This is a genomic window from Parafannyhessea umbonata, assembly GCF_900105025.1.
Taxonomy (GTDB): Bacteria; Actinomycetota; Coriobacteriia; order Coriobacteriales; family Atopobiaceae; genus Parafannyhessea; species Parafannyhessea umbonata.
The window spans coordinates 809,853-830,447 of the sequence record NZ_LT629759.1; the positions used below are offsets into that span (position 1 = coordinate 809,853).

At 65.9% G+C, this 20,595-nt stretch carries 16 protein-coding genes and 2 tRNA genes; 17 read left to right on the top strand and 1 reads right to left on the bottom strand.

Annotation, left to right across the window (positions count from 1 at the left end; all coding sequences use genetic code 11):
* Positions 1-159: 159 nt before the first annotated feature.
* Entirely contained in the window at positions 160-2,724 is a 2,565-nt protein-coding gene (gene leuS / locus BLT96_RS03750) for a leucine--tRNA ligase (RefSeq protein WP_090861860.1), read from the top strand.
* A 141-nt stretch (positions 2,725-2,865) separates the two neighbouring features.
* On the opposite strand, the gene BLT96_RS03755 is transcribed toward leuS, so the two are convergent.
* Positions 2,866-3,468: a TetR/AcrR family transcriptional regulator C-terminal domain-containing protein gene (locus BLT96_RS03755; protein ID WP_157692147.1), complete on the bottom strand. Its 603-nt coding sequence runs from the start codon at positions 3,466-3,468 to the stop codon at positions 2,866-2,868.
* A gap of 134 nt (positions 3,469-3,602) precedes the next feature.
* On the opposite strand from BLT96_RS03755, the gene BLT96_RS03760 reads away from it, so the two are divergent.
* From BLT96_RS03760 to BLT96_RS03835, 16 genes are all read left to right on the top strand, one after another.
* Positions 3,603-4,409 (top strand): SDR family NAD(P)-dependent oxidoreductase, encoded by an 807-nt coding sequence (locus BLT96_RS03760; RefSeq protein WP_157692148.1) that lies wholly within the window; start codon positions 3,603-3,605, stop codon positions 4,407-4,409.
* 210 nt (positions 4,410-4,619) lie between these two features.
* Positions 4,620-5,090, top strand: coding sequence for a ribosome maturation factor RimP (locus tag BLT96_RS03765; protein ID WP_090845682.1), 471 nt, complete (start codon positions 4,620-4,622; stop codon positions 5,088-5,090).
* 61 nt (positions 5,091-5,151) lie between these two features.
* Positions 5,152-6,399, top strand: a complete 1,248-nt coding sequence (gene nusA / locus BLT96_RS03770) for a transcription termination factor NusA (RefSeq protein WP_090845680.1) — start codon at positions 5,152-5,154, stop codon at positions 6,397-6,399.
* 54 nt (positions 6,400-6,453) lie between these two features.
* Complete coding sequence (infB, locus tag BLT96_RS03775) at positions 6,454-9,090, top strand: translation initiation factor IF-2 (protein WP_090861866.1); 2,637 nt, start codon at positions 6,454-6,456, stop codon at positions 9,088-9,090.
* A gap of 4 nt (positions 9,091-9,094) precedes the next feature.
* Complete coding sequence (gene rbfA / locus BLT96_RS03780) at positions 9,095-9,508, top strand: 30S ribosome-binding factor RbfA (protein WP_090845676.1); 414 nt, start codon at positions 9,095-9,097, stop codon at positions 9,506-9,508.
* A gap of 7 nt (positions 9,509-9,515) precedes the next feature.
* Positions 9,516-10,619 carry a DHH family phosphoesterase gene (locus BLT96_RS03785; RefSeq protein ID WP_090861868.1) on the top strand — a complete coding sequence of 368 codons (1,104 nt, stop codon included), beginning with the start codon at positions 9,516-9,518 and terminating at the stop codon, positions 10,617-10,619.
* Positions 10,620-11,558, top strand: coding sequence for a tRNA pseudouridine(55) synthase TruB (truB, locus tag BLT96_RS03790; RefSeq protein WP_090861870.1), 939 nt, complete (start codon positions 10,620-10,622; stop codon positions 11,556-11,558).
* Positions 11,555-12,622 carry a riboflavin biosynthesis protein RibF gene (gene ribF / locus BLT96_RS03795; protein WP_157692149.1) on the top strand — a complete coding sequence of 356 codons (1,068 nt, stop codon included), beginning with the start codon at positions 11,555-11,557 and terminating at the stop codon, positions 12,620-12,622. The genes truB and ribF overlap by 4 nt, the downstream gene beginning before the upstream one ends.
* Positions 12,619-14,604, top strand: a complete 1,986-nt coding sequence (gene dnaG, locus BLT96_RS03800) for a DNA primase (protein WP_172824974.1) — start codon at positions 12,619-12,621, stop codon at positions 14,602-14,604. Before ribF ends, dnaG begins: the two co-directional genes overlap by 4 nt.
* A 50-nt stretch (positions 14,605-14,654) precedes the next feature.
* The gene (rpoD, locus tag BLT96_RS03805; protein WP_090845668.1) at positions 14,655-16,022 is read left to right on the top strand and encodes an RNA polymerase sigma factor RpoD; all 1,368 of its coding nucleotides are present in this window, start codon (positions 14,655-14,657) and stop codon (positions 16,020-16,022) included.
* Positions 16,023-16,377: 355 nt separating this feature from the next.
* Positions 16,378-16,452: transfer RNA gene (locus BLT96_RS03810), tRNA-Asn, on the top strand.
* 3 nt (positions 16,453-16,455) lie between these two features.
* Positions 16,456-16,530: transfer RNA gene (locus BLT96_RS03815), tRNA-Asn, on the top strand.
* Between the two features lie 205 nt (positions 16,531-16,735).
* On the top strand, positions 16,736-17,557 hold the full coding sequence (locus BLT96_RS03820) for an ABC transporter permease (RefSeq protein ID WP_245719321.1): 822 nt from the start codon (positions 16,736-16,738) through the stop codon (positions 17,555-17,557).
* 23 nt (positions 17,558-17,580) lie between these two features.
* Positions 17,581-18,363, top strand: a complete 783-nt coding sequence (locus BLT96_RS03825; protein WP_090845664.1) for an ABC transporter ATP-binding protein — start codon at positions 17,581-17,583, stop codon at positions 18,361-18,363.
* Between the two features lie 8 nt (positions 18,364-18,371).
* On the top strand, positions 18,372-19,433 hold the full coding sequence (locus BLT96_RS03830; protein ID WP_090861876.1) for a glycosyltransferase family 2 protein: 1,062 nt from the start codon (positions 18,372-18,374) through the stop codon (positions 19,431-19,433).
* A gap of 2 nt (positions 19,434-19,435) precedes the next feature.
* On the top strand, positions 19,436-20,491 hold the full coding sequence (locus BLT96_RS03835; protein WP_090861878.1) for a glycosyltransferase family 2 protein: 1,056 nt from the start codon (positions 19,436-19,438) through the stop codon (positions 20,489-20,491).
* Positions 20,492-20,595 lie beyond the last annotated feature (104 nt).

Below are 20,595 nucleotides of genomic sequence, written 5' to 3' on the forward strand. Positions count from 1 at the left end.
GCGTGAGCGGCGGGAGCGTGGCGCTTCGGGCGCCCTGTGGCGTGCGGTGTGGCGACAACGTTTACGCCGCGTAACACGCCGACATGCCCGGCGGCGCGTTTCGCTATACTAGGGCGTGCTAAATTGCAGCTAGAGGTGTATTGCTAGGAGAGGAACCAAATGGCTGACAACAACGACGCCGCCGAGGGCACGTTCCCGGCGTACGACGCGCAGGCGATAGAGACCAAGTGGCAGAGGGTCTGGGAGGAAGAGGACCTCTACAAGACGGACACGGACCCGGCTAAGCCGAAGAAGTACGTGCTCGAGATGTTCCCGTATCCCTCGGGCGACCTGCACATGGGCCATGCGCGCAACTACACCATCGGCGATGCGATGGCGCGCCAGGCCCGCATGCGGGGCTACGACGTGCTGCACCCCATGGGCTTCGACGCGTTTGGCCTTCCCGCCGAGAACGCGGCCATCAAGCACAAAACCCAGGCGTCCAAGTGGACGCACCAGAACATCGCCCAGGCCGTGAGGACCATGAAGCGCATGGGCTTCAGCTACGACTACGACCGCATGTTCAACACCTGCGACCCCGAGTACTACAAGTGGGGCCAGTGGATGTTCATCCAGATGTGGAAGAAGGGCCTGGCATATCGCGCGACGAGCCCCGTGAACTGGTGTCCTACATGCAAGACCGTGCTCGCGAACGAGCAGGTGGTCGAAGGCAGATGCTGGCGTTGCGGGTCAGTTCCCGAGAAGCGCAACCTCAGCCAGTGGTACCTCAAGATCACGGACTACGCCCAGGAGCTGCTCGACGACCTCGACAAGCTCACCGGCTGGCCCGAGAACGTGAAGGCGCAGCAGCGCAACTGGATCGGTCGCTCCGAAGGCGCGGAGATCGACTTCCGCCTTGCCGCAGAGGACGGCGTGACTCCCACGGACCGCAAGGTGACCGTGTTCACCACGCGCGCCGACACGCTGTTTGGCGTGAGCTTCATGGTGCTGCCTCCCGAGAGCGATCTCGCGGCGGAGCTCGTGGCCGGCACGCAGTACGAGGATGACTTCAAGGCGCTGAAGGCGGCGACCGAGAAGGTATCAGCCGTCGACCGCCAGGGTTCCGAGCGAGAGAAGCACGGCGTCTTCACCGGCCGCTACGTCATAAACCCGATCAACGGCCGGCCCGCGCCCGTTTGGGTCGCGGACTACGTCCTCATGGACTACGGCACCGGCGCCGTCATGGGCGTGCCCTGCGGCGACCAGCGCGACTTCGACTTCGCCCGCAAGTACGGCCTGGAGATCGCTCCGATCATCTGCGAGAAGGACGATCCCCTGTACGAGGAGCTCAAGGACGAGAAGGAGCTCCGCGTTCGCTCCGTGGACTGGGACAAGGCCATGGTGGCCGAGGGCTACCTCGTGCAGTCCGGCGAGTTCACGGGCCTGAAGGGCGGCAAGCACTCCGAGGCGGTCGACGCGATCACCGCGTGGCTGAAGGAGCACGACTGCGGCCGTCCGACGGTGCAGTTCCGCCTGCGCGACTGGCTCATCAGCCGCCAGCGCTACTGGGGAAACCCCATCCCCATGATCCACTGCGACCATTGCGGCGACGTGCCCGTTCCCGAGGACGAGCTCCCCGTCCTTCTCCCCGAGAACCTCGACCTGGGCGCCGGAGACACGCTGGCAGAGTATGCTCCGTTCTACGAGACGACGTGCCCCAAGTGCGGTCGCCCCGCGAAGCGCATCACGGACACGATGGACACGTTCACGTGCTCCAGCTGGTACTACCTGCGCTACTGCGACCCCCACAACGACGAGGCGCCGTTCTCGAAGGAGGCCGTGGACCGCTGGATGCCGGTTGACAACTACATCGGCGGCATCGAGCACGCGATCCTGCACCTGCTGTACAGCCGCTTCTGGACGAAGGTCCTGCGCGACCTTGGCATGGTCGACGTGGACGAGCCGTTCACGAACCTGCTGTGCCAGGGCATGGTGAAGGACGAGAACGGCGACACCATGAGCAAGTCCAAGGGCAACGTCGTGCCGCCCTCCAGCGTAATCGACCCGTACGGCGCGGACACCATGCGCCTGGCGATCCTGTTCGTGGCGCCGCCCGAGAAGGACTTCGACTGGGACCCCGAGGCCGTCGCCGGGGCGAACCGCTTCATCAAGCGCGCGTGGCGCGTGGTGTGGCAGCTCGTCGAGGGCGCCGAGGCCGGCCACGTCGACCCCAAGGCGCTTGACGCAAACGCGAAGGAGCTGAACCGCGTCCTGCACGAGATGGGCATCAAGTGCACGAACGACTTCGACCGCGGCCAGTTCAACACCGCGATCTCCGCGGTGATGGAGCTGACGAACGCCGCGAGCAAGTACGTGAACGACGTGGACGCCGAGAAGCGCGACGGCGCGCTGTGCTACCGCGTCGCCCACGACATCGTGACCATGCTCGCGCCGATCTGCCCGCACTGGGCGGAGGAGCTGTTCCACGAGGCGCTCGGCCGCGAGGGCTCTGTGTACAACGAGCCGTGGCCCGAGTTCGACGCCGCGCAGGCAAAGAGCGACACCGTCGAGATCGCCGTGCAGATCAAGGGCAAGGTGCGCGCACGCATCAACGTTCCGGCGGACGCCGCGAAAGACGAGCTTGAGGCGGCTGCGAAGGAGGCCGTCGCCACGCAGCTTGAGGGGAAGGACATCAAGAAAGTCATCGTGGTGCCCGGAAGGCTCGTGAACATCGTCGCGCTGTAGCGTGGCGTTCGAGTCGGCCGTCGTTCGAGACTGTCGCCGTCAGCATTGAAAGCCTTACGCATATGCGCCGCCAGGAGGGCCTGCCTCCCGGCGGCGCGTCGTTTGTATGGCATCGCCCTGAGCGGCGGATTTGCCGGATGCTTAGGAACGCAGGTCCGAGGGTGTGGGTGTGCCGGCAACATCCGCTCTGGACGCGGCGTCCGCCAGCCAAGCGCGCTTCAGGACATCGGGCATGCACCGATACTGGTATCGTGCCAGGGTCTTGGCGTCAAGAGCGCTTCTTCCCTGGATCCATTCGATCGTGTTGCCCAGGCACCCGTAGGAGTACTGACGGATCACGTACTCCGTCTCCTCGTCGAGCTCGGAACGGCCCAGGTATCGGCAGGCGACCTCACGCTCGCTTCCGATGTAGAAGTCGAGCAGGTAGGAGGCGAGGCTGTTCTGGGAGTGGTCGCTGAGTGCGTTTCTGAAGAAGGAGCTCCTTGTCCAGATTGCGTCGAGCATCGACTCGATCATCTCCTGTCCGTTCGTGACGGACGCACGCCTGCGCTCCCTCTCGAAGAGCTGCGCGTAGATCCAGGCGACGAGGTCGTACTTGTCGACGAAGTGGTAGTAGAAGGTCGAGCGGTCGACGTCGCACGTCGCGCAGAGGTCCTTCACGCGTATCTCTGCGATGGGCATCGTCTTGCTGAGCTCGACGAGCCCGTCGGCAAGAAGCTGCTTCGTACGATCCGATGCGGCCATTCGTCTTCCTCTCTCTTTCCGACAGTATCTCGAAGTGTAGAAGAATCCGACAGCATAGAGATGTGTGGGAAGATATCCGCCTCGAGCTGCACGAGACTGATGGGGACTTACATCCCGTCGAAAGGTGTGTCAGCATGGCAGATTTTTCCAGCGTAGAAGGCAGAACCGCTGTCGTGACCGGTGCGACCTCGGGCATCGGCGAATCCATCACCCGCGTGTTTGCGGCCCAGGGCATGCGGGTCGTGCTTGCGGGCCGTAGGGCCGAGAAGGGCGAGCGCATTGCGAAGGAGATTCGCGACGCGGGCGGCGAGGCGCTGTTCTGCCGTGCGGACGTTTCCTCCGAGGACGACGTCGAGCGTCTCATGCGCTCCGCGATTGACGCCTATGGCTCCCTCGACGTTCTTGTGTGCAACGCGGGAGCAAGCTGCCTCATGAAGCCGGTTCACGAATACGAGAGCGACGACTTCCGTCGCGTCACCGACATCGACTACGTCGGGGTGTTCCTCTGCATGAAGCACGCGGTCCGCGCAATGCTCGACTCGGGGTCTTCCAACTGCTCGATCGTGAACATCTCATCCGCCGAGGGCCTGAAGGCGACTGCGAACTTCGCGCCGTACAGCGCCGCAAAGCGCGCCGTCATCAGCCTGACCCAGACCGCGGGAATGGACTACGCCCGCCATGGAATAAGGGTCAACTGCATCTGTCCCGGTGCGATAGACACCGACATCTACGCCACCGTGTCGCCAGAGCAGCGCGAGCTGACGCAGGCGATGATCCCCAACGGACGCTTTGGCCGCCCGGAGGAGATCGCCAACGTCGCGCTGTTCCTGGCGAGCGACCTGTCGAGCTACGTCACGGGAGCCGTGATCCCGGTGGATGCCGCCATGTCGTCCGGGAACTTCGTGGAGGTGCCCTGGGAAGAGCCCGACCCGCGCGGCTAGCGGCTGGGTGTGTCGACCGGGAGGACCTTGGCAGCTTGGCTACGTGGCGTCGGTTGCGAAGAAATTGTGTCGGGCCGCTGTGCCTGGCAGGCGCGGGACCGACGTGCTATGGTTTCTATAGCTTAATCGTGATTGTTCGAGGAAGTGGGGTGGATTTTCTCGCCCCGCTTCCTTTCTGTATGTCGGGCCGCGGCCCGGGAAGGAGGACCCATGGCGTCCACGGATATCGAGAGGGAGCTGCTCGCCGCACTTGAGGCCGCAGCTTCGGAGCACGGCATCGACGTGGTGGACGTCGAGGTCGTCGGCGCGTCGAAGGCGCCGGTCGTACGCGTGAGGCTCGACCACGCGGATGAGTCGCTGCCCACGATCACGCTGGACGAGGTGACGGCGCAGAGCGACTGGGTGAACGCGGTCATCGACGAGAAGGACCCGTTCCCGGGCTCGTACACGCTCGAGATCTCGAGCCCCGGCCTGTCGAGGCCGCTTCGCCGCGCCCACGACTTCGAGCGCTTCGCGGGCGAGGACGTGTCGCTGAACACGTTTGACCGCGAGGGCCGCAGGCACTACACGGGCACGCTGAAGGGGCTCGTGGACGGCAGGGTCGTCGTGGAGTGCGACGGCGAGGAGTTCTCGTTCGCGATCGACGACATCAAGAGCTGCAAGATAAAGCCAAGGTTCTAGGCAACGCAGCCGGCGGGGGCCGGCATTGAATATCGAATCCTTACTTGCGAGAGGAAGCACCATGGCATCAGAGATGATGGAAGCACTAATGGCACTGTGCCAGGAGAAGCACATCGACGAGCTGTACCTGATCGACCAGCTCGAGCAGTCCCTGGCGAAGAGCTACGCCGAGGTCATGCACCTGCAGGACGGCGCGCGCGTGACCATCGACCGCGAGACCGGCAAGGTCTACGTGTACAAGCTCGTCCCGAAGGAGGAGTCCTGGGACGACGAGACCGGCCTGTACACCGACTTCGACGAGGTGGACGTGACGCCGAAGGACACGAGCCGCACCGCGTACACGCACGCGAAGTCCGTCATCAACGACATCGTGCGCAACGCCGGCCGCCAGCAGATCTACGAGGAGTTCTCGAAGCGCATCGGCGACATCATCACGGGCACCGTGCTCCAGACGACGCCGGACTTCGCCATCATCAAGATCCGCGAGGGCGTCGAGGCGGAGCTGCCGTACTTTGACCAGCGCCGCTACCCGGACGAGCTGAACGAGCGCCCCGCGGGCGAGCGCTACTCCCACCACCAGCAGATCCGCGCGATCATCATCGACGTGCGCGACCCGAACAGCAACCAGCAGCCGGTGCGCGGCGAGCGCCAGCGCCCGTCCATCGTGGTCTCGCGCACCCACCCGGACCTCATCCGCAGGCTGTTCGAGCTCGAGGTGCCCGAGGTCTACGACGGCGTCGTCGAGATCCGCTCCATCGCGCGCGAGGCCGGCGTCCGCTCGAAGGTGGCCGTGAGCTCGCTGGACGAGCGTCTCGACCCGGTTGGCGCCTGCGTCGGCCCGAAGGGCAGCCGCGTGCGCGCCGTCGTGTCCGAGCTGCGCGGCGAGCGCGTGGACGTGGTGCTCTGGAGCGACGACCCCGCGAAGTGCGTCGCGAACGCGCTGTCCCCGGCGCGCGTCTCCCGTGTGCTCGTGGACGACGAGGACAACTACGCCACGGTCATCGTGCCGGACGACCAGCTGTCGCTCGCAATCGGCAAGGAGGGCCAGAACGCACGTCTCGCCGCAAGGCTCACGGGCATGCACATCGACATCAAGAACGAGTCGCTTGCGCGCAAGGTCATGAGCGAGATGCCCGAGGACGTGGACGTCGTCGCGGAGGAGGGCGAGCACCGCTGCGAGTACACCGGCCCGACCGGCATCCAGTGCCGCAACATGGCACGTCCCGGCTCCCGCTTCTGCGGCATCCATGAGAAGCTTGCGCAGTATGCGGACTCCGCCGTGTCCGACGATCCCGACTCCCTGATCTAACTGCGAGTCGAAAGAATACGAACGTTTCCCGTCCCACTCTGGAAGGTTGGTTTTATGGCAAAGACTCGTGTGCATGATCTGGCCAAGGAATACGGAATGACGAGCAAGGAGATGCTTGGTCACCTTGCCGAGATGAAGATACCCGCGAAGTCGCCCTCGTCCACACTCGAGGACGCGTACGTCTCCATCGTCCGCAAGAAGCTGAAGCCGATCCTGGAGGCTCGCGCCGCCGAGATCGAGGCGCAGAAGCGCGCCGAGGCCGAGGCGAAGGCGGAGAAGGAGCGCGAGGAGGCCGCCAAGGCCGAGAAGGAGCGCATCGCCGCCGAGAAGCGCCGCGAGAAGGAGCGTGCCGAGGAGGAGAGGCGCCGCGCCGCCGAGGAGGCCGCGCGCAAGAAGGCCGAGGAGGAGCGCCTCGCGGAGGAGAAGCGCCGCAAGGAGGAAGAGGAGCGCAACCGCGTACGCGACAACGCCCCGAAGTCCATCCCGTCCTTCACGAGCCTGCTCGACCAGATTGCCCAGCAGGAGGAAATCCTTAAGGAGCAGGCCGAGGAGCAGGCGAAGAAGAAGGAGGAGAGCAGGGGGCCGCGCAAGGACCGTCGCGGCGAGAAGGCCGCGGAGACCCAGCACAGGAGCTCCCGCAGGGCGCCCGTCGCCCCGGAGGACATGGAGGGCGAGTCCGAGCACTCCGGCAAGGGCCACGGCAAGGGTGGCCGCAAGGGCCAGCGCCGCGGCGGCCAGGGCGAGGACCGCTACAGCCGCATGGCCCGCGAGGCGGAACAGTACAACCAGGTCCTGGAGGAGGCACGCGAGGCCGTCGAGGAGGCGACGCGCGAGTCCACCGGACGCCGCAAGAAGCGCAAGGAGCGCAGGAAGAAGCAGCAGGCCGAGAAGGCTGAGGAGAAGCGCATAGAGGAGGCCATCGCGAACGACCAGGACCTGTCTCAGCTCGACACGGTCAAGGTCCCGCAGGGCTCCACCGTCGCGGAGCTCGCCGATCTTCTCGGCGTTCCCGCGAACGACATCATCAAGCGCCTGTTCCTGCTTGGCACGCCGCTCACGGTGACTGAGTCCATGTCCGACGACCTCATCGAGCTCGTTGCCGACGACCTCGGCCGCGAGATCAAGATCATGACGAAGGAGGAGGAGAACTCCTTCTCGTTCTACGACGACCCGAAGGACCTGAAGCCACGCCCGCCCGTCGTCACGGTCATGGGTCACGTCGACCACGGCAAGACGTCGCTTTTGGACGCGATTCGCCACACCGGCGTCGCCGCGGGCGAGGCCGGCGGCATCACGCAGGCCATCGGTGCGTCGCAGGTGCAGATCAACGGCCGCACGATCACGTTCATCGACACGCCCGGCCACGAGACGTTCACCGCCATGCGCGCGCGTGGCGCGAAGGTGACGGACATCGTCATCTTGATCGTCGCCGCCGACGACGGCGTCATGCCGCAGACCATCGAGTCCATCAATCACGCGAAGGCGGCCGAGGTCCCCATCATCGTGGCCGTCAACAAGATCGACAAGCCCGGTGCCGACCCGACGCGCGTGCGCCAGGAGCTGACCGAGTACGGCATCATCCCGGAGGAGTGGGGCGGACAGAACATGTTCGTCGACATCTCCGCGAAGAAGAAGCTCGGCATCGACGACCTGCTCGAGGCCGTCCTGCTCGAGGCGGACGTACTCGAGCTGAAGGCGAACCCGGACACGTTCGCGTCTGGCAACGTCCTCGAGGCGAAGCTCGACCGTGGCCGTGGCTCCGTCGCGACGCTGCTCGTCAACCGCGGCACGCTGCGCGTGGGCGACGCGATCGTCGCGGGCATGTCATACGGCAAGATTCGCGCCATGATAGACTCGCGCGGCAACAACGTGAAGGAGGCCGCGCCGTCGACCCCGGTCGAGGTGCTCGGCCTGCAGAGCGTCCCCATGGCTGGCGACGAGTTCCGCGTGTTCCAGGACGAGCGCGAGGCGCGCAGCCTCGCGGACGAGCGCGCCCTCAAGGCCCGCATCGAGGAGCAGAACAAGGTCAAGCACGTCACGCTCGAGAACCTGTTCGACACCATGGCCGACGCCGAGGTGAAGGAGCTGAACCTCATCATCAAGGCGGACGTCCAGGGCTCGATCGAGGCCCTTCAGGACTCCCTGGACAAGATGGACCAGTCCGAGGTGCGCATCAACACGATTCACTCCGCAGTCGGCGCCATCACGGAGACCGACGTCACCCTGGCCGATGCCTCGAACGCGATCATCATCGGATTCGGTGTGCGCCCGGACTCCAAGGCGAAGGCCGCGGCGGAGCGCGACGGCGTCGAGATTCGTACCTACAGCGTCATTTACAAGGCAATCGAGGACATCGATGCCGCCCGCATCGGCATGCTCAAGCCCACCGAGGAGGAGGTCCAGACCGCGACCATCGAGGTCCGCAACACGTTCAAGGTGCCGAAGGTCGGCATCGCGGCGGGCTGCATGGTCCAGGACGGCGAGGTCTCCCGAGACGACCTCTGCAGGCTCGTCCGCGACGGCATCGTCGTGTACGAGGGCAAGCTCGCGTCGCTGCGCCGCTACAAGGACGACGTGAAGTCCGTCAAGGCCGGCTTCGAGTGCGGAATTGGCCTCGAGAACTTCCAGGACATCCACGTGGGCGACGTTATCGAGTCCTACCGCATCGAGGAAGTTGCACGTACGGAGTAGAGACATGAAGCAGAACCAGAATTCCCGACGCACGAACAATCTCGCGCGCGAGAAGCTCGCCAACATCCTCCTGTTCGAGGTTTCCGACCCCGACCTTGCGCTCGTGACCCTTACGGGCGTGGAGGTCTCGGTCGACAAGTCCGTGCTGAAGGCCTACGTCAGCTGCGACCGCGACCGCTACGAGTCCGTGGCGGCCGCCCTCCAGCGGGCGAAGGGTCGCATCCGCAGCCTTTTGGGCCATGCCCTGGGCTGGCGCGTGACGCCGGAGCTCATCTTCCAGATCGACACCACGGCGGACGAGGCGGAGCGCATTGCAATCGCGCTCGAGAACGTGCCGCCCACGCTCTCGGTCGAGAAGGACGAGAACGGATATCCCATAGGCGAGGCGCCCGCGGGCGACGAGGAGAGAGGCGAGTAGCCCGGCCATGGGTCTTAGCAAGAACCCCGAGCAGGAGGCGCGTTTCGCAGAGATCGCGCGTCTCATAGAGGAGAGCTCGACCATCGCGATCTGCGCGCACACCAATCCTGACGGCGACGCCCTGGGCTCCACCCTGGGGCTCGCCAGGATCATTGGCATGCGCTGGCCCGAGAAGAGCGTGTGCGGGCTCCTCGCGGATGAGGGCGACGTGCCCAGGATCTACTCGTACCTCCCGGGCAGCGACGGCCTCGTGCGTGCATGCGACTACGAGGGTGACCCCGACCTGTTCATCAGCGTCGACCTCTCCGTCGCCCACAGGCTGAACGACGCCGAGCCCGTCATGCGACGGGCGGCCCGCACCGCGATCATAGACCATCATCCGTGCGAGGAGCCGTACGCCGACGCGAGCCTAATCCGCCCAGGCGCGGCCGCCGCAGGCGTGCTCGTCGCGGAGTTCGCGCTGTACCTCGGCGTGGAGATCACGGGCGACGTCGCGCGCTGCCTGTACTGCGCCATCGCGACGGACACCGGCCGCTTCCAGTACCAGAACGCGGACCCGGAGTCCTTCTCCGTCGCCTCGCTGCTCGTGGACTGCGGCGCGTCGCCGTCAGAGCTGTCGCTGAACGTGTACCAGAACTTCAGCCTGTCGTTCCTGCACCTCGAGGCGCTCGTGATGGGCCGCATCACCAGCTTCGCGGGCGGAAAGATAACCTACAGCTACGCCACGTCCGCGGACCTGGAGCGCACGGGCGCGAGCCTGGACGAGTGCGACGGCCTCGTGGACGTCGTGCGCAGCGTCTCCGGCTCGGAGGTCGCGCTGTTCCTGAAGGAGGTGCCCGGCGGCAAGGTGCGCGGCAACATCCGCTCGAAGACGGACAAGGACGTCTCGCAGATCGCGAGACTCCTCGGGGGCGGCGGGCACAAGGCTGCTGCCGGGTTCTCGTTCGAGGGCGACATCGACCAGGCGCTCGCTGCCGTGCTGCCGCCGCTGCGCGCGCTGTTCGAGTACGTCGACCCTGACGGCACCATCATCGGCGAGCGGCTGGACCCCAGGCTGGTCGAGGCTGACCTCGCGGCGCGCAAGGCCGCGCAGGCTGGAAGCGGTGAGTAGTTGAAGCGAGGACAAAGCGGAATAAACTGCCTGCTGGCCGTAGACAAACCGGTGGGCATGAGCAGCCATGACGTGGTGAACCACGTGCGCAGGGCGCTGGGCGAGAAACGCGTCGGCCATGCCGGCACGCTGGACCCGCTCGCATCCGGCGTGCTCGTCGTGGGCGTGGGCCAGGGCACGCGGCTCATGGGCCTTCTGACGGCGGACACGAAGTCATACGTCGCGCGCATAGCGTTCGGCACGCAGACCGCCACGGACGATGCCGAGGGCGAGGTCGTGCTGAGCGCGGAGCCGCCGACGGACGTCCTCTCGCGCGAATTTGCGGCGGGCGTCGTGCATGGGCTCATTGGCGAGCGGGACCAGGTGCCGCCGTCCTTCTCGGCCATATCGGTCGACGGCGTCAGGGCGTACGAGCGTGCGCGCAAGGGCCAGGAGGTCGAGCTCAAGAGCCGGCGCGTGAGCATTCTGAACGCGGTGCTTCTGGACGTGGTCGCGGATGGGCCGGACGGCCAGCCGTGCTGGGACTGCGCGTTCACCGTGTCGAAGGGCACGTACGTGCGCAGCATCGCGCGCGACCTGGGTGCCTCGCTCGGAAGCGCCGCGCACCTGGTAGAGCTCAGGCGCACGGCGTCCGGCTGCATCGGCCTTGCGGACTGCGTCGCGCTGGACGAGCTCGAGCGCCGCGGTGCGGAGGCGCTCGCGGAGCGCGCGCTCGACCCCGTGGCAAAGCTGGGGCTTCCCTCGCGCGAGCTCACGGTGGGGGAGCTTGCGGACGTGCGCTGCGGCAAGCGCATTCCGTGCACGGACGCGGGCCTCCCGGAGGGCGGCCGCGTGTGCCTCACGTTCGGCAACGCCCTGGTGGGCATTTGGGAGCGCGAGGGCAATCGGCTTCGCTGCCAGGCGAACTTCCCCTCCGGCGTCACGGGGGTGGCGCGGTGAGCGAGGAGGTATTAGGTCGGCCGCTGCCGTTGGACGCCGGCGCGCTTGCGTCGCTGGTGCGCGACGGGCTGTTTCTGCGGCGAGGCGCGTACGTGCGCCACGACGTGCGGCAAGGCACGGCCTACGTGCGCCATGGGGCGGAGTGCCCCGCGGGGCGCGACGCCGTCGTCTCCATCGGCGCGTTCGACGGCCTGCATGCCGGGCACCGCGCGCTCATCGCGGCGGCGCGGCGCGAGGCGGACGAGAAGAACCTGCCATGCGTGGTCGTGACGTTCGACCCGGACCCGGATGTGCTGCTTGCAGGCGAGGAGCCCTCCTCAAGGCTCCTGGCCACGGCGGACAGGGTGCGCGCCATAGAGTCTCTGGGCGCGGACGCCGTCGTGGTGCTGCGCTTTGACGAGGGGCTTGCGGCCACCAGCTACCAGGACTTCGTCACGCGGGTGCTGGGCGGGCTCGTGCGTCCCGTCTCCCTCCACGTCGGCACCAACTTCAGCGTGGGCGCCGGCGGCAGGGGAGACGTCCGCGCGCTCGCGGCGTACTGCGCAGGCCTCGGATGTGCCGTGCACGGCCACGACCTTGTGACCAGGGGCGGAAGCCCGGTCTCATCCACCAGGATTCGCGGCCTTCTGCACGAGGGCGCGGTGGAGGACGCCGCGGCGCTCCTCGGGCGCCTGCACTTCGTGCGCGGCTCCGTGGAGCACGGCCGGGGCGAGGGCACCGCGTTTGGCTTCCCGACGGCGAACGTGCGCACTTCTCGCGTGGACTGCATGCCGAAGGCGGGCGTGTACGCGTGCGTGGTGTGCGACGGGAGGCGCGCGTGGCCGGCGGCCGTCAACGTGGGCAAGCCGCCCACGTTCAGCGCGCCGGAGGACAACTACCTGGAGGCGAACCTCGTGGGGTTTGACGGCGACCTGTACGGAAGCGAGGTGAGCGTCCTCTTCGCGCGGTGGCTGCGCGACTCTAGGCCCTTCGACTCGACCGAGGAGCTGGAGCGTGTGGTTCTTGGCAACATCGACTGGGTACGAACTAACCTAGGCTCTTGCGGAGTGGGGGTGGACGCTTGATAACGGACGAGGACAAGGAGCGCGTGCGGCAGGCGACGGACATCCTGCAGCTCGTGGGCGAGACCGTGGAGCTGAAGCGACGCGGCGCAGACTATTGGGGCTGCTGCCCGTTCCACCACGAGAAGAGCCCCTCGTTCCACGTGAACCCCACCACGGGACTGTGGAAGTGCTTTGGCTGCGGCGCCGGGGGAGACGTGTTCGCATACGTCATGAAGCGCGAGAGCCTGGACTTTCCAGACTCCATCCGCTACCTGGCCGACAAGGCGGGTATCGAGCTTTCCGAGGAGCGCGGCACCGCCCGCAAGGGTCCGCGGCGAAACCGGCTGATAGAGTGCCTGACCGAGGCGGAGCGGTTCTACAGCACCATGCTGCTGCGCGGCCGCGGCGAGGGTCCGGACGCGGGCCGCGCCTACCTGGCCGGCCGCGGCTTTGGATCGGACGTGTGCAGGCGCTGGGGGCTGGGCTATGCGGCCGGTCACCAGACGCTCGTGGAGCACCTGCGCAAGCTCGGCTTCTCTATGCAAGAGATCCTGGCGTCGGACCTCGCGCTGCAAGGCCAGGGCGGCCGGCTGCGCGACAGGTTCTTCGACCGCGTGATGTTTCCCATCCACGACGAGCAGGGCCGCACCATCGCGTTTGGCGGCAGGGTCATGGGCGACGCGAAGCCCAAGTACCTCAACACCAAGGAGACCGCGGTCTTCTCGAAGCGCAAGCACCTGTTCGCGTTCGACCGCGCGAAGGAGTCCATGGCCGCCACGGGCACGTGCATCGTGTGCGAGGGCTACACGGACGTCATAGCCATGCACGAGGCCGGCTTCAAGAACACGGTGGCGACGCTTGGCACCGCGCTCACGATGGACCACGTGAAGCTGATAGAGCGCTTCGCGAAGCGGCGCATCATCTGCATGTTCGACGGCGACGAGGCCGGTCAGCGCGCCGCGGAGCGCGCCGTGCAGTACATCGACAAGACGAGCGTCGAGATGCTGTGCGTGGTGCTGCCAGACAACCTGGACCCGATGGAGTTCCTTTCCGCCCGCGGCGCGGACGCGCTCAGGCCCATCCTGGAGGCGGCCCAGCCGCTCATGGACTTCGTGTTTGGCAAGCGCCTCGCCGGCTATGACCTTTCCGTCCCCGGAAAGCGCGTCGCGGCGCTGAACGACATGGCGGGCGTGCTGGCGCCCCTGGGCGACAGTATGCTGCTGGACGGCTACGCGCTGCAGCTGGGCGATATGCTCGGCTTCGACGTGGCACGGGTGAAGCAGGTCATACGCGAGCGCGCCTCGGCGGAGCGCCGCAAGGCCGGCCAGCGCGACGGGGGAGGCCGAGCGGACCGACGCCGCCAGGCGGCCGGCACGCCTGGGCGCGACGCACCCCCGTACGACGACGTGCCCCCGTACTACGAGGACGGCGGCTATGGCGCCGGCTACGACGACGGACCGTACGATGCCTACGACGGCCCGTACGCGACCGCGGGCGGGGGCGCCGGGCGAGAAGGGCAAGGCGTCTCGACCGCGGCGCTCTCCAACGACGAGAGGATGCAGTCGGCCGCGGAGCGAGAGCTTCTCGCCATGATTGCGTCGCACCCGGACGTGATGCGCGGCCATGGGGAGCGCATCGCAACGTTCACGTGGTCCGACGCGCGCTACGAGGCCATGGCGTGGGCCATGCTCGCGACTCCCGCGGGCACGCCTCCCGCGGACGTGGTGCGCGCCGCGGCGGGCGTCGTGGCCGAGGCCCCGCAGATACTTGCGGGGGGCAGGCTCGAGGTGACGTCGCGCATGCCCGCGGACCAGCGCGCGGACTTCCTGCTGAACGTCGTGGAGCTGTGGAGCAAGCGCCGCGAGGTGCGCGAGATAAAGGCAAGGTTGCGGCTATCCTCCTCCACGGTGCCCGACGAGGGGCAGATAGAGCTCTTCAGGAGGGCGACCGAGCTTCAAAAGCGTATTAATGAGCTGTCAAATAGCGTTTCTGCCGTTGTTTAGGCGGCATTTTTGGGTAAACTCCCTATCGCATCTGCGTAGAAAGGAAATACGTGGCTAACAACAAGGCTACCGCCGAGGGCTCCTCGCAGCTGTCTGACGAGCTCGACGGCATCGTCCAGAAGCTCGTGAAGCAGGCGTCCGGCTCCAACAACAGCATCACGGAGGACGACATCCAGCTCGCAATCGCCGAGGTGGACGTGGACGATGACGAGCTTTCGGACATGTATGACGCCATCCGCGCGAAGGGCGTCGACATCGCGAACTCGGAGGACGGCGGCTCCGCCATGGGCGAGTCCGACGACCTCGACGACGAGGACGACGAGGATGAGCTGGAGGGCGAGGGCGACCTCGACGAGGAGGACGAGGAGCTGGCGGAGGCCCGCAAGGAGGCACGTGCCGCAAGCGAGATCCTGCGCTCCTCCACCCCCAAGGGCAAGACCCGCAAGCGCTCGTCCAGGGCGCGCTCTCGCCGCACGGACAGCTCGACCGTGATGCTGACGGGCGACCCGGTGCGCATGTACCTGAAGGAGATTGGCAAGGTCGACCTGCTGACCGCCCAGGAGGAGGTCAACCTCGCCATGAAGATCGAGGCCGGAACCGAGGCCTCCAAGAAGCTCGAGGCCGCGGAGAACGGCGAGATCGAGCTCACCCGCGCCGAGCAGCGCCGCCTCATGCGCATCGAGCAGGTGGGCCTCGAGGCCAAGCAGTCGCTCATCAGCGCGAACCTCCGCCTCACGGTCTCCATCGCGAAGCGCTACGTCGGCCGCGGCATGCTCTTCCTCGACCTCATCCAGGAGGGCAACCTCGGCCTCATCCGCGCGGTCGAGAAGTTCGACTACACGAAGGGCTTCAAGTTCTCCACCTACGCCACGTGGTGGATCCGCCAGGCCATCACCCGTGCCATCGCGGACCAGGCGCGCACCATCCGCATCCCCGTCCACATGGTCGAGACCATCAACAAGCTCGTCCGTGTGCAGAGGCAGCTTCTTCAGGACCTCGGCCGCGACCCCACCCCCGAGGAGATCGGCGCCGAGATGGGCATCTCGGCGGACCGTGTGCGCGAGATCCAGAAGATTAGCCAGGAGCCCGTCTCGCTCGAGACGCCGATCGGCGAGGAGGAGGACTCCCAGCTCGGCGACTTCATCGAGGACTCCACGGCCGTCGCGCCTCCTGAGGCCGCGAGCGACTCCATGCTTCGCGAGCAGCTGGAGCAGGTTCTCGACAGCCTCGCCGACCGCGAGCGCAAGGTCATCAAGTTCCGCTTCGGCCTCGAGGACGGGCATCCCCGCACGCTCGAGGAGGTAGGTCGCGAGTTTGGCGTCACGCGCGAGCGCATCCGCCAGATCGAGAGCAAGACCCTGGCGAAGCTTCGCCATCCGTCACGCTCCGGCCGCCTGAAGGACTACATCGAGGACTAGCGCCAGACCTTCCGTCGTGCGCGCCATCTCCGGATTCATGCGTTACTAGGTGAGAAGGGCCGTCCCCAACCAAGGGAGCGGCCCTTCTCCGCGCGAGGGCCTCGTTGGAGTTCCACACGCAGGACGGGACTTCTCGCAACCGTACTGTACGACCCAGATTGACCTGCGGTTTTCGCGGTCCGTCTTTTCAATTACCGTGTCGGCGCATGGGTCGTCAGGGGAGTGTGGGGGAGCCGTAAAGCGCACGCGGGCACCACCGAAGGCGTTTGTGTAGACTCTTTGTCGCAAAAAAATACGGGATTCTCTGCTTGCATGCGACAAGATGTCTGTTATAGTTTCTACCGCACTAAGACATTCCCCGGTGGCGCAGTGGTAGCGCAGCTGACTGTTAATCAGCGTGTCGCAGGTTCGAACCCTGCCCGGGGAGCCATCTTCCCCGGTGGCGCAGTGGTAGCGCAGCTGACTGTTAATCAGCGTGTCGCAGGTTCGAACCCTGCCCGGGGAGCCAGAAGCTTCGAGGCCGGAAGAGTCGCTCTTCCGGCCTCTGTTGTGTTAAGGGGCAGCCTTTCTCGGCCCAGGGGTTAGGGCCGCGCCTGTGCCGTGCGGCCCTCGCGACAGGGCATCTGCCGGAGGGCTTGTCCGCTGTTTGTATGGCGGGGACACGGCTGTGCTAGCATTTTCCTGTCATGCGAACCAACGTTTTCGGAGGCAAATTGAACGCCGATAAGAATACCGGGACGGTCTCTGCAAAGGACGCGTGGTACCCACCGTCAAGGCGCGACTGGTTCATCCTGAGGCAACTCGTCTCCAAGGACTTCAAGCTCAAGTACCGCAGAAGCACCCTCGGCGTCGTGTGGAGCGTCCTGAACCCGCTTCTGATGATGCTCGTCATGGCTGCCGTGTTCGGGTCGTTCATGCGCTACAACGATCCGTCGCTTGGCAACTACGCGGTCTACCTCATCCTGGGCAACACGGCGTTCCAGCTTATGAGCGATGCTACGAACCAGGGCATGTGCTCCATCATCTGGGCATCGTCGCTCTTGAAGAAGGTCAAGATCAACCGCTACGTGTTCCCCGTGCAGAAAGTGCTGTTTGCCGGCGTCAACTATGGCTTCTCGCTCATCGCGATCGCACTCGTCATGATCGTGGAGCGCGTGCCGCTCACGTGGACGGCGGCACTCATGCCGTTCGCGCTGATTACGCTCGTGGTGTTCTGCATCGGCCTCTCGCTCCTGCTCTCCGCCCTCTCGGTATTCTTCCGCGACGTGATTCACCTGTGGAGCGTCGTTCTCACCGCGTGGACCTATGCGACGCCGCTGTTCTATCCCTTCAAGATCCTTCCGCACTGGATGCAGGTCGCCGAGAAGTTCAACCCCATGTACATCTACATCACCTACATCCGCGACGTCATCCTGTATCATACGGTCCCCTCCGCCGGCATGCACGTCGCGTGCCTGGGATTCGCCCTGGTGGCGCTTGGCATCGGCTATGCCGTGTTCCACAAGAACGAGCACAAGTTCATCCTCTACATCTAGACCCCGGAAGATCGGTGCAAACTATGGCAAAGCCAATCCTCACGCGTCCCAGCATCCCGCCCGAGGATGCGGAGACCGTCATCGACGTCGACGACGTCTCCATGATCTTCAACATCGCCTCGGAGCAGTTCAACTCCCTCAAGGAGTACTTCATCGCGCTTGCGCGCCACGAGCTCAAGTTCAAGGAGTTCCGCGCCCTCAACCACATCAACTTCAAGGTCAAGCGCGGCGAGGCATTCGGCCTCGTCGGCACCAACGGCTCCGGCAAGTCCACCATGCTCAAAATCATCGCCGGCGTGCTGGAGGCGTCCGAGGGCACGTGCACGGTGCGCGGCACCATCGCGCCGCTCATCGAGCTTGGCGCCGGCTTCGACATGGAGCTCACCGCGAAGGAGAACATCTACCTGAACGGTGCGCTCCTGGGATATCGCAAGGAGTTCATCGACGAGCACTTCCAGGACATCGTGGACTTCGCGGAGCTCCAGAACTTCATGGACATGCCGCTCAAGAACTACTCGTCCGGCATGGTGGCGCGCATCGCCTTCGCAATCGCGACGATCACGGAGCCGGACATCCTCATCGTCGACGAGACGCTCTCCGTCGGCGACTTCCTGTTCCAGCAGAAGTGCGAGCGCCGCATCAAGGAGCTCGTCGACTCAGATGACGTCACCGTCCTTCTCGTGAGCCACAACATCGACCAGGTCGAGCGCCTGTGCGACCGCGTCTGCTGGATCGAGAAGGGGCAGGAGCGCATGGTCGGTCCCACCGACGAGGTGTGCGCCGCGTACAAGAGCCTCGGGAACTAGGGGGTGCCATGCCGTCCGCATCCGTCCTCGTGCCCATCTACAACGTCGAGAGGTACCTTCCGGCGTGCCTGGAGTCGCTCCGTGCGCAGCGGGGCGACTTCGAGTTCGTCTGCCTGGACGACGGATCGACTGACGGCTCCGCGAAGATCGCGGCGGAGTTTGTCGAGAAGGACGACCGCTTCCGGTTGATACAAAAGGCCAACTCCGGCTACGGCGACACGCTGAACCGCGGCCTCGCGGAGGCGCGCGGCGAGTATGTGGGCATCCTGGAGTCCGACGACGTCATGTACCCGGACGCGCTCGAGGCCCTGCTTCGCGCCGCGCATGACACAAGGGCGGACCTCGCCAAGGGCACGTACTCGCTCTGGTGGTCCGAGATCGGCCGCGACGTGGTGCAGCACGAGGTGCCGCAGCGGCTGTTGGGCAAGGCGTTGCGCCCGCGCGAGCACGACTTCTGCTACCTTCTGAAGCCGACGGACTGGAGCTGCCTGTATCGGGCGGAGTGGCTATCGCGCGAGGGAATCCGCTTCCTTGCGACGCCGGGCGCGGCGTTCCAGGACACGTCGTTCATGTTCAAGGCGCTCTGCTCCACGGACAGGGCGGTGTTTCTGGACGTGCCCATCGTCCACTACCGTCAGGACAACGAGGGGTCTTCCATCAACTCCGAAAGCAAGGCGTACGCGGTTTGCGGCGAGTACGACGAGATAGAGCGCTGGCTTGCCCTGCACGCGGACGACGCCTTCGCAGCGCGGATGCGCCTTGGCTTCCAGGTGTCGAAGCTGAACGCGTACCTGTGGAACCTCGACCGCCTGGGCGATGACCTCGCACCGGAGTTCGTGCACCGCGTGGCGAGCGAGTTTTCCGCGTATGCGGCCAGGGGAGAGATAGACTGGCCAGCCTGGGATGCGTGGAAGGCCACGAACCTAAGGGCGCTCCTGCGCGATCCGGAGCACTACCTCGCCGTCCGGCGCCGCTACCATGGGCCTGGCGCCGCGGCAAAGGCCCGCTTCGCGCTGCGCCTTGCGGGTCCTGCCGGTCTTGCGCAGGCGCTTGGCGGCAGGAGGGGATAGCCATGCCGCGCATGTCAATAGTCATTCCCGTGTACAACGCGGAGCGCTACCTCAGGGCGTGCCTCGCGTCTGTGCTGGGGCAGACCATGCGCGACCTCGAGGTCATCTGCGTCGACGACGGCTCCACGGACAACTCGCCGCGCATACTGGACGAGTACGCGACGCGAGACGCCCGCGTGAGTGTCATCCACCAGGAAAACGCCGGCGCGGGCGCGGCGCGCAACGCCGGAATGGACCGCGCCACGGGGGACGTGCTTCTCTGCGTGGACGCGGACGACACGATCGCGCCCGACGCATGCGAGGTCGTGACGGACTCCTTTGCGCGCGCGGGCTGCGAGGTCATGTGCTTCGGCTTCTCGTGCGAGCCGGCAGATCGCACTCCGGCGGCCATCGCGAACAGGCTTCGCCCGCGCGACGCACTCATAGAAGGCTTCCATCCCGAGGTGCTCTTCACCGAGAAGGTCAGGCCCTTCTCGTGGAGGTGCGCCCTGTCGCGCGAGTTCTGCGAGCGCGTGGGCGCGCGCTACGACGAGACGCTCACGCTTGGCGACGACCAGTACTTCCTGTTCTACGTATACCCGCGCGCGCGGAGGATCCTGCTCTGCTCGCGGCAGCTGTACGCATATCGCATGACGGACGCGTCCATGATGCACGCCGCGTCCGCGAACGGGGCGAGCCTTTCGCACAAGCTTTCGAGGCACCGCGACGCTGTCGCCGCGATACTTTCGGACTGGAAGTCGAGCGGCTGGCGGGACGTCTGCGCGGAGCGTATGCTCGACTGGGACGTCGACCTCGTGCTTCTTGATGCAAGTGCGCTTCCCGAGGCGGAGCAGACAAAGTTCTGGGGCGACTACCTCGGGCTTCTTACAGACTACTTTGGAGAAGAGCGGCTGCGTGGCGCCCGCGGCGCCACGGGCGCGGTGCTTCGCGACGTGAGGGGGCGCCTTTCTGGCTCCCGCGCGGGCGCGTGCGTGCGCAAGGGCACCGTCGCCGCGTTCTACCTGCGGCAGCGCGGGCTTGCCAACTGCGTGCGTCGCGTGGTGAGGTCGCGCTTCTAGGCACGCCTTCCAAGACTTCGCATCTTTTCGTATTCCGGTTTTCCGTACCCAGAGCCGCGCGTTTCGTGTGTGGGAAAATTCGTCGTTGCGTTGGAAGAAATTCC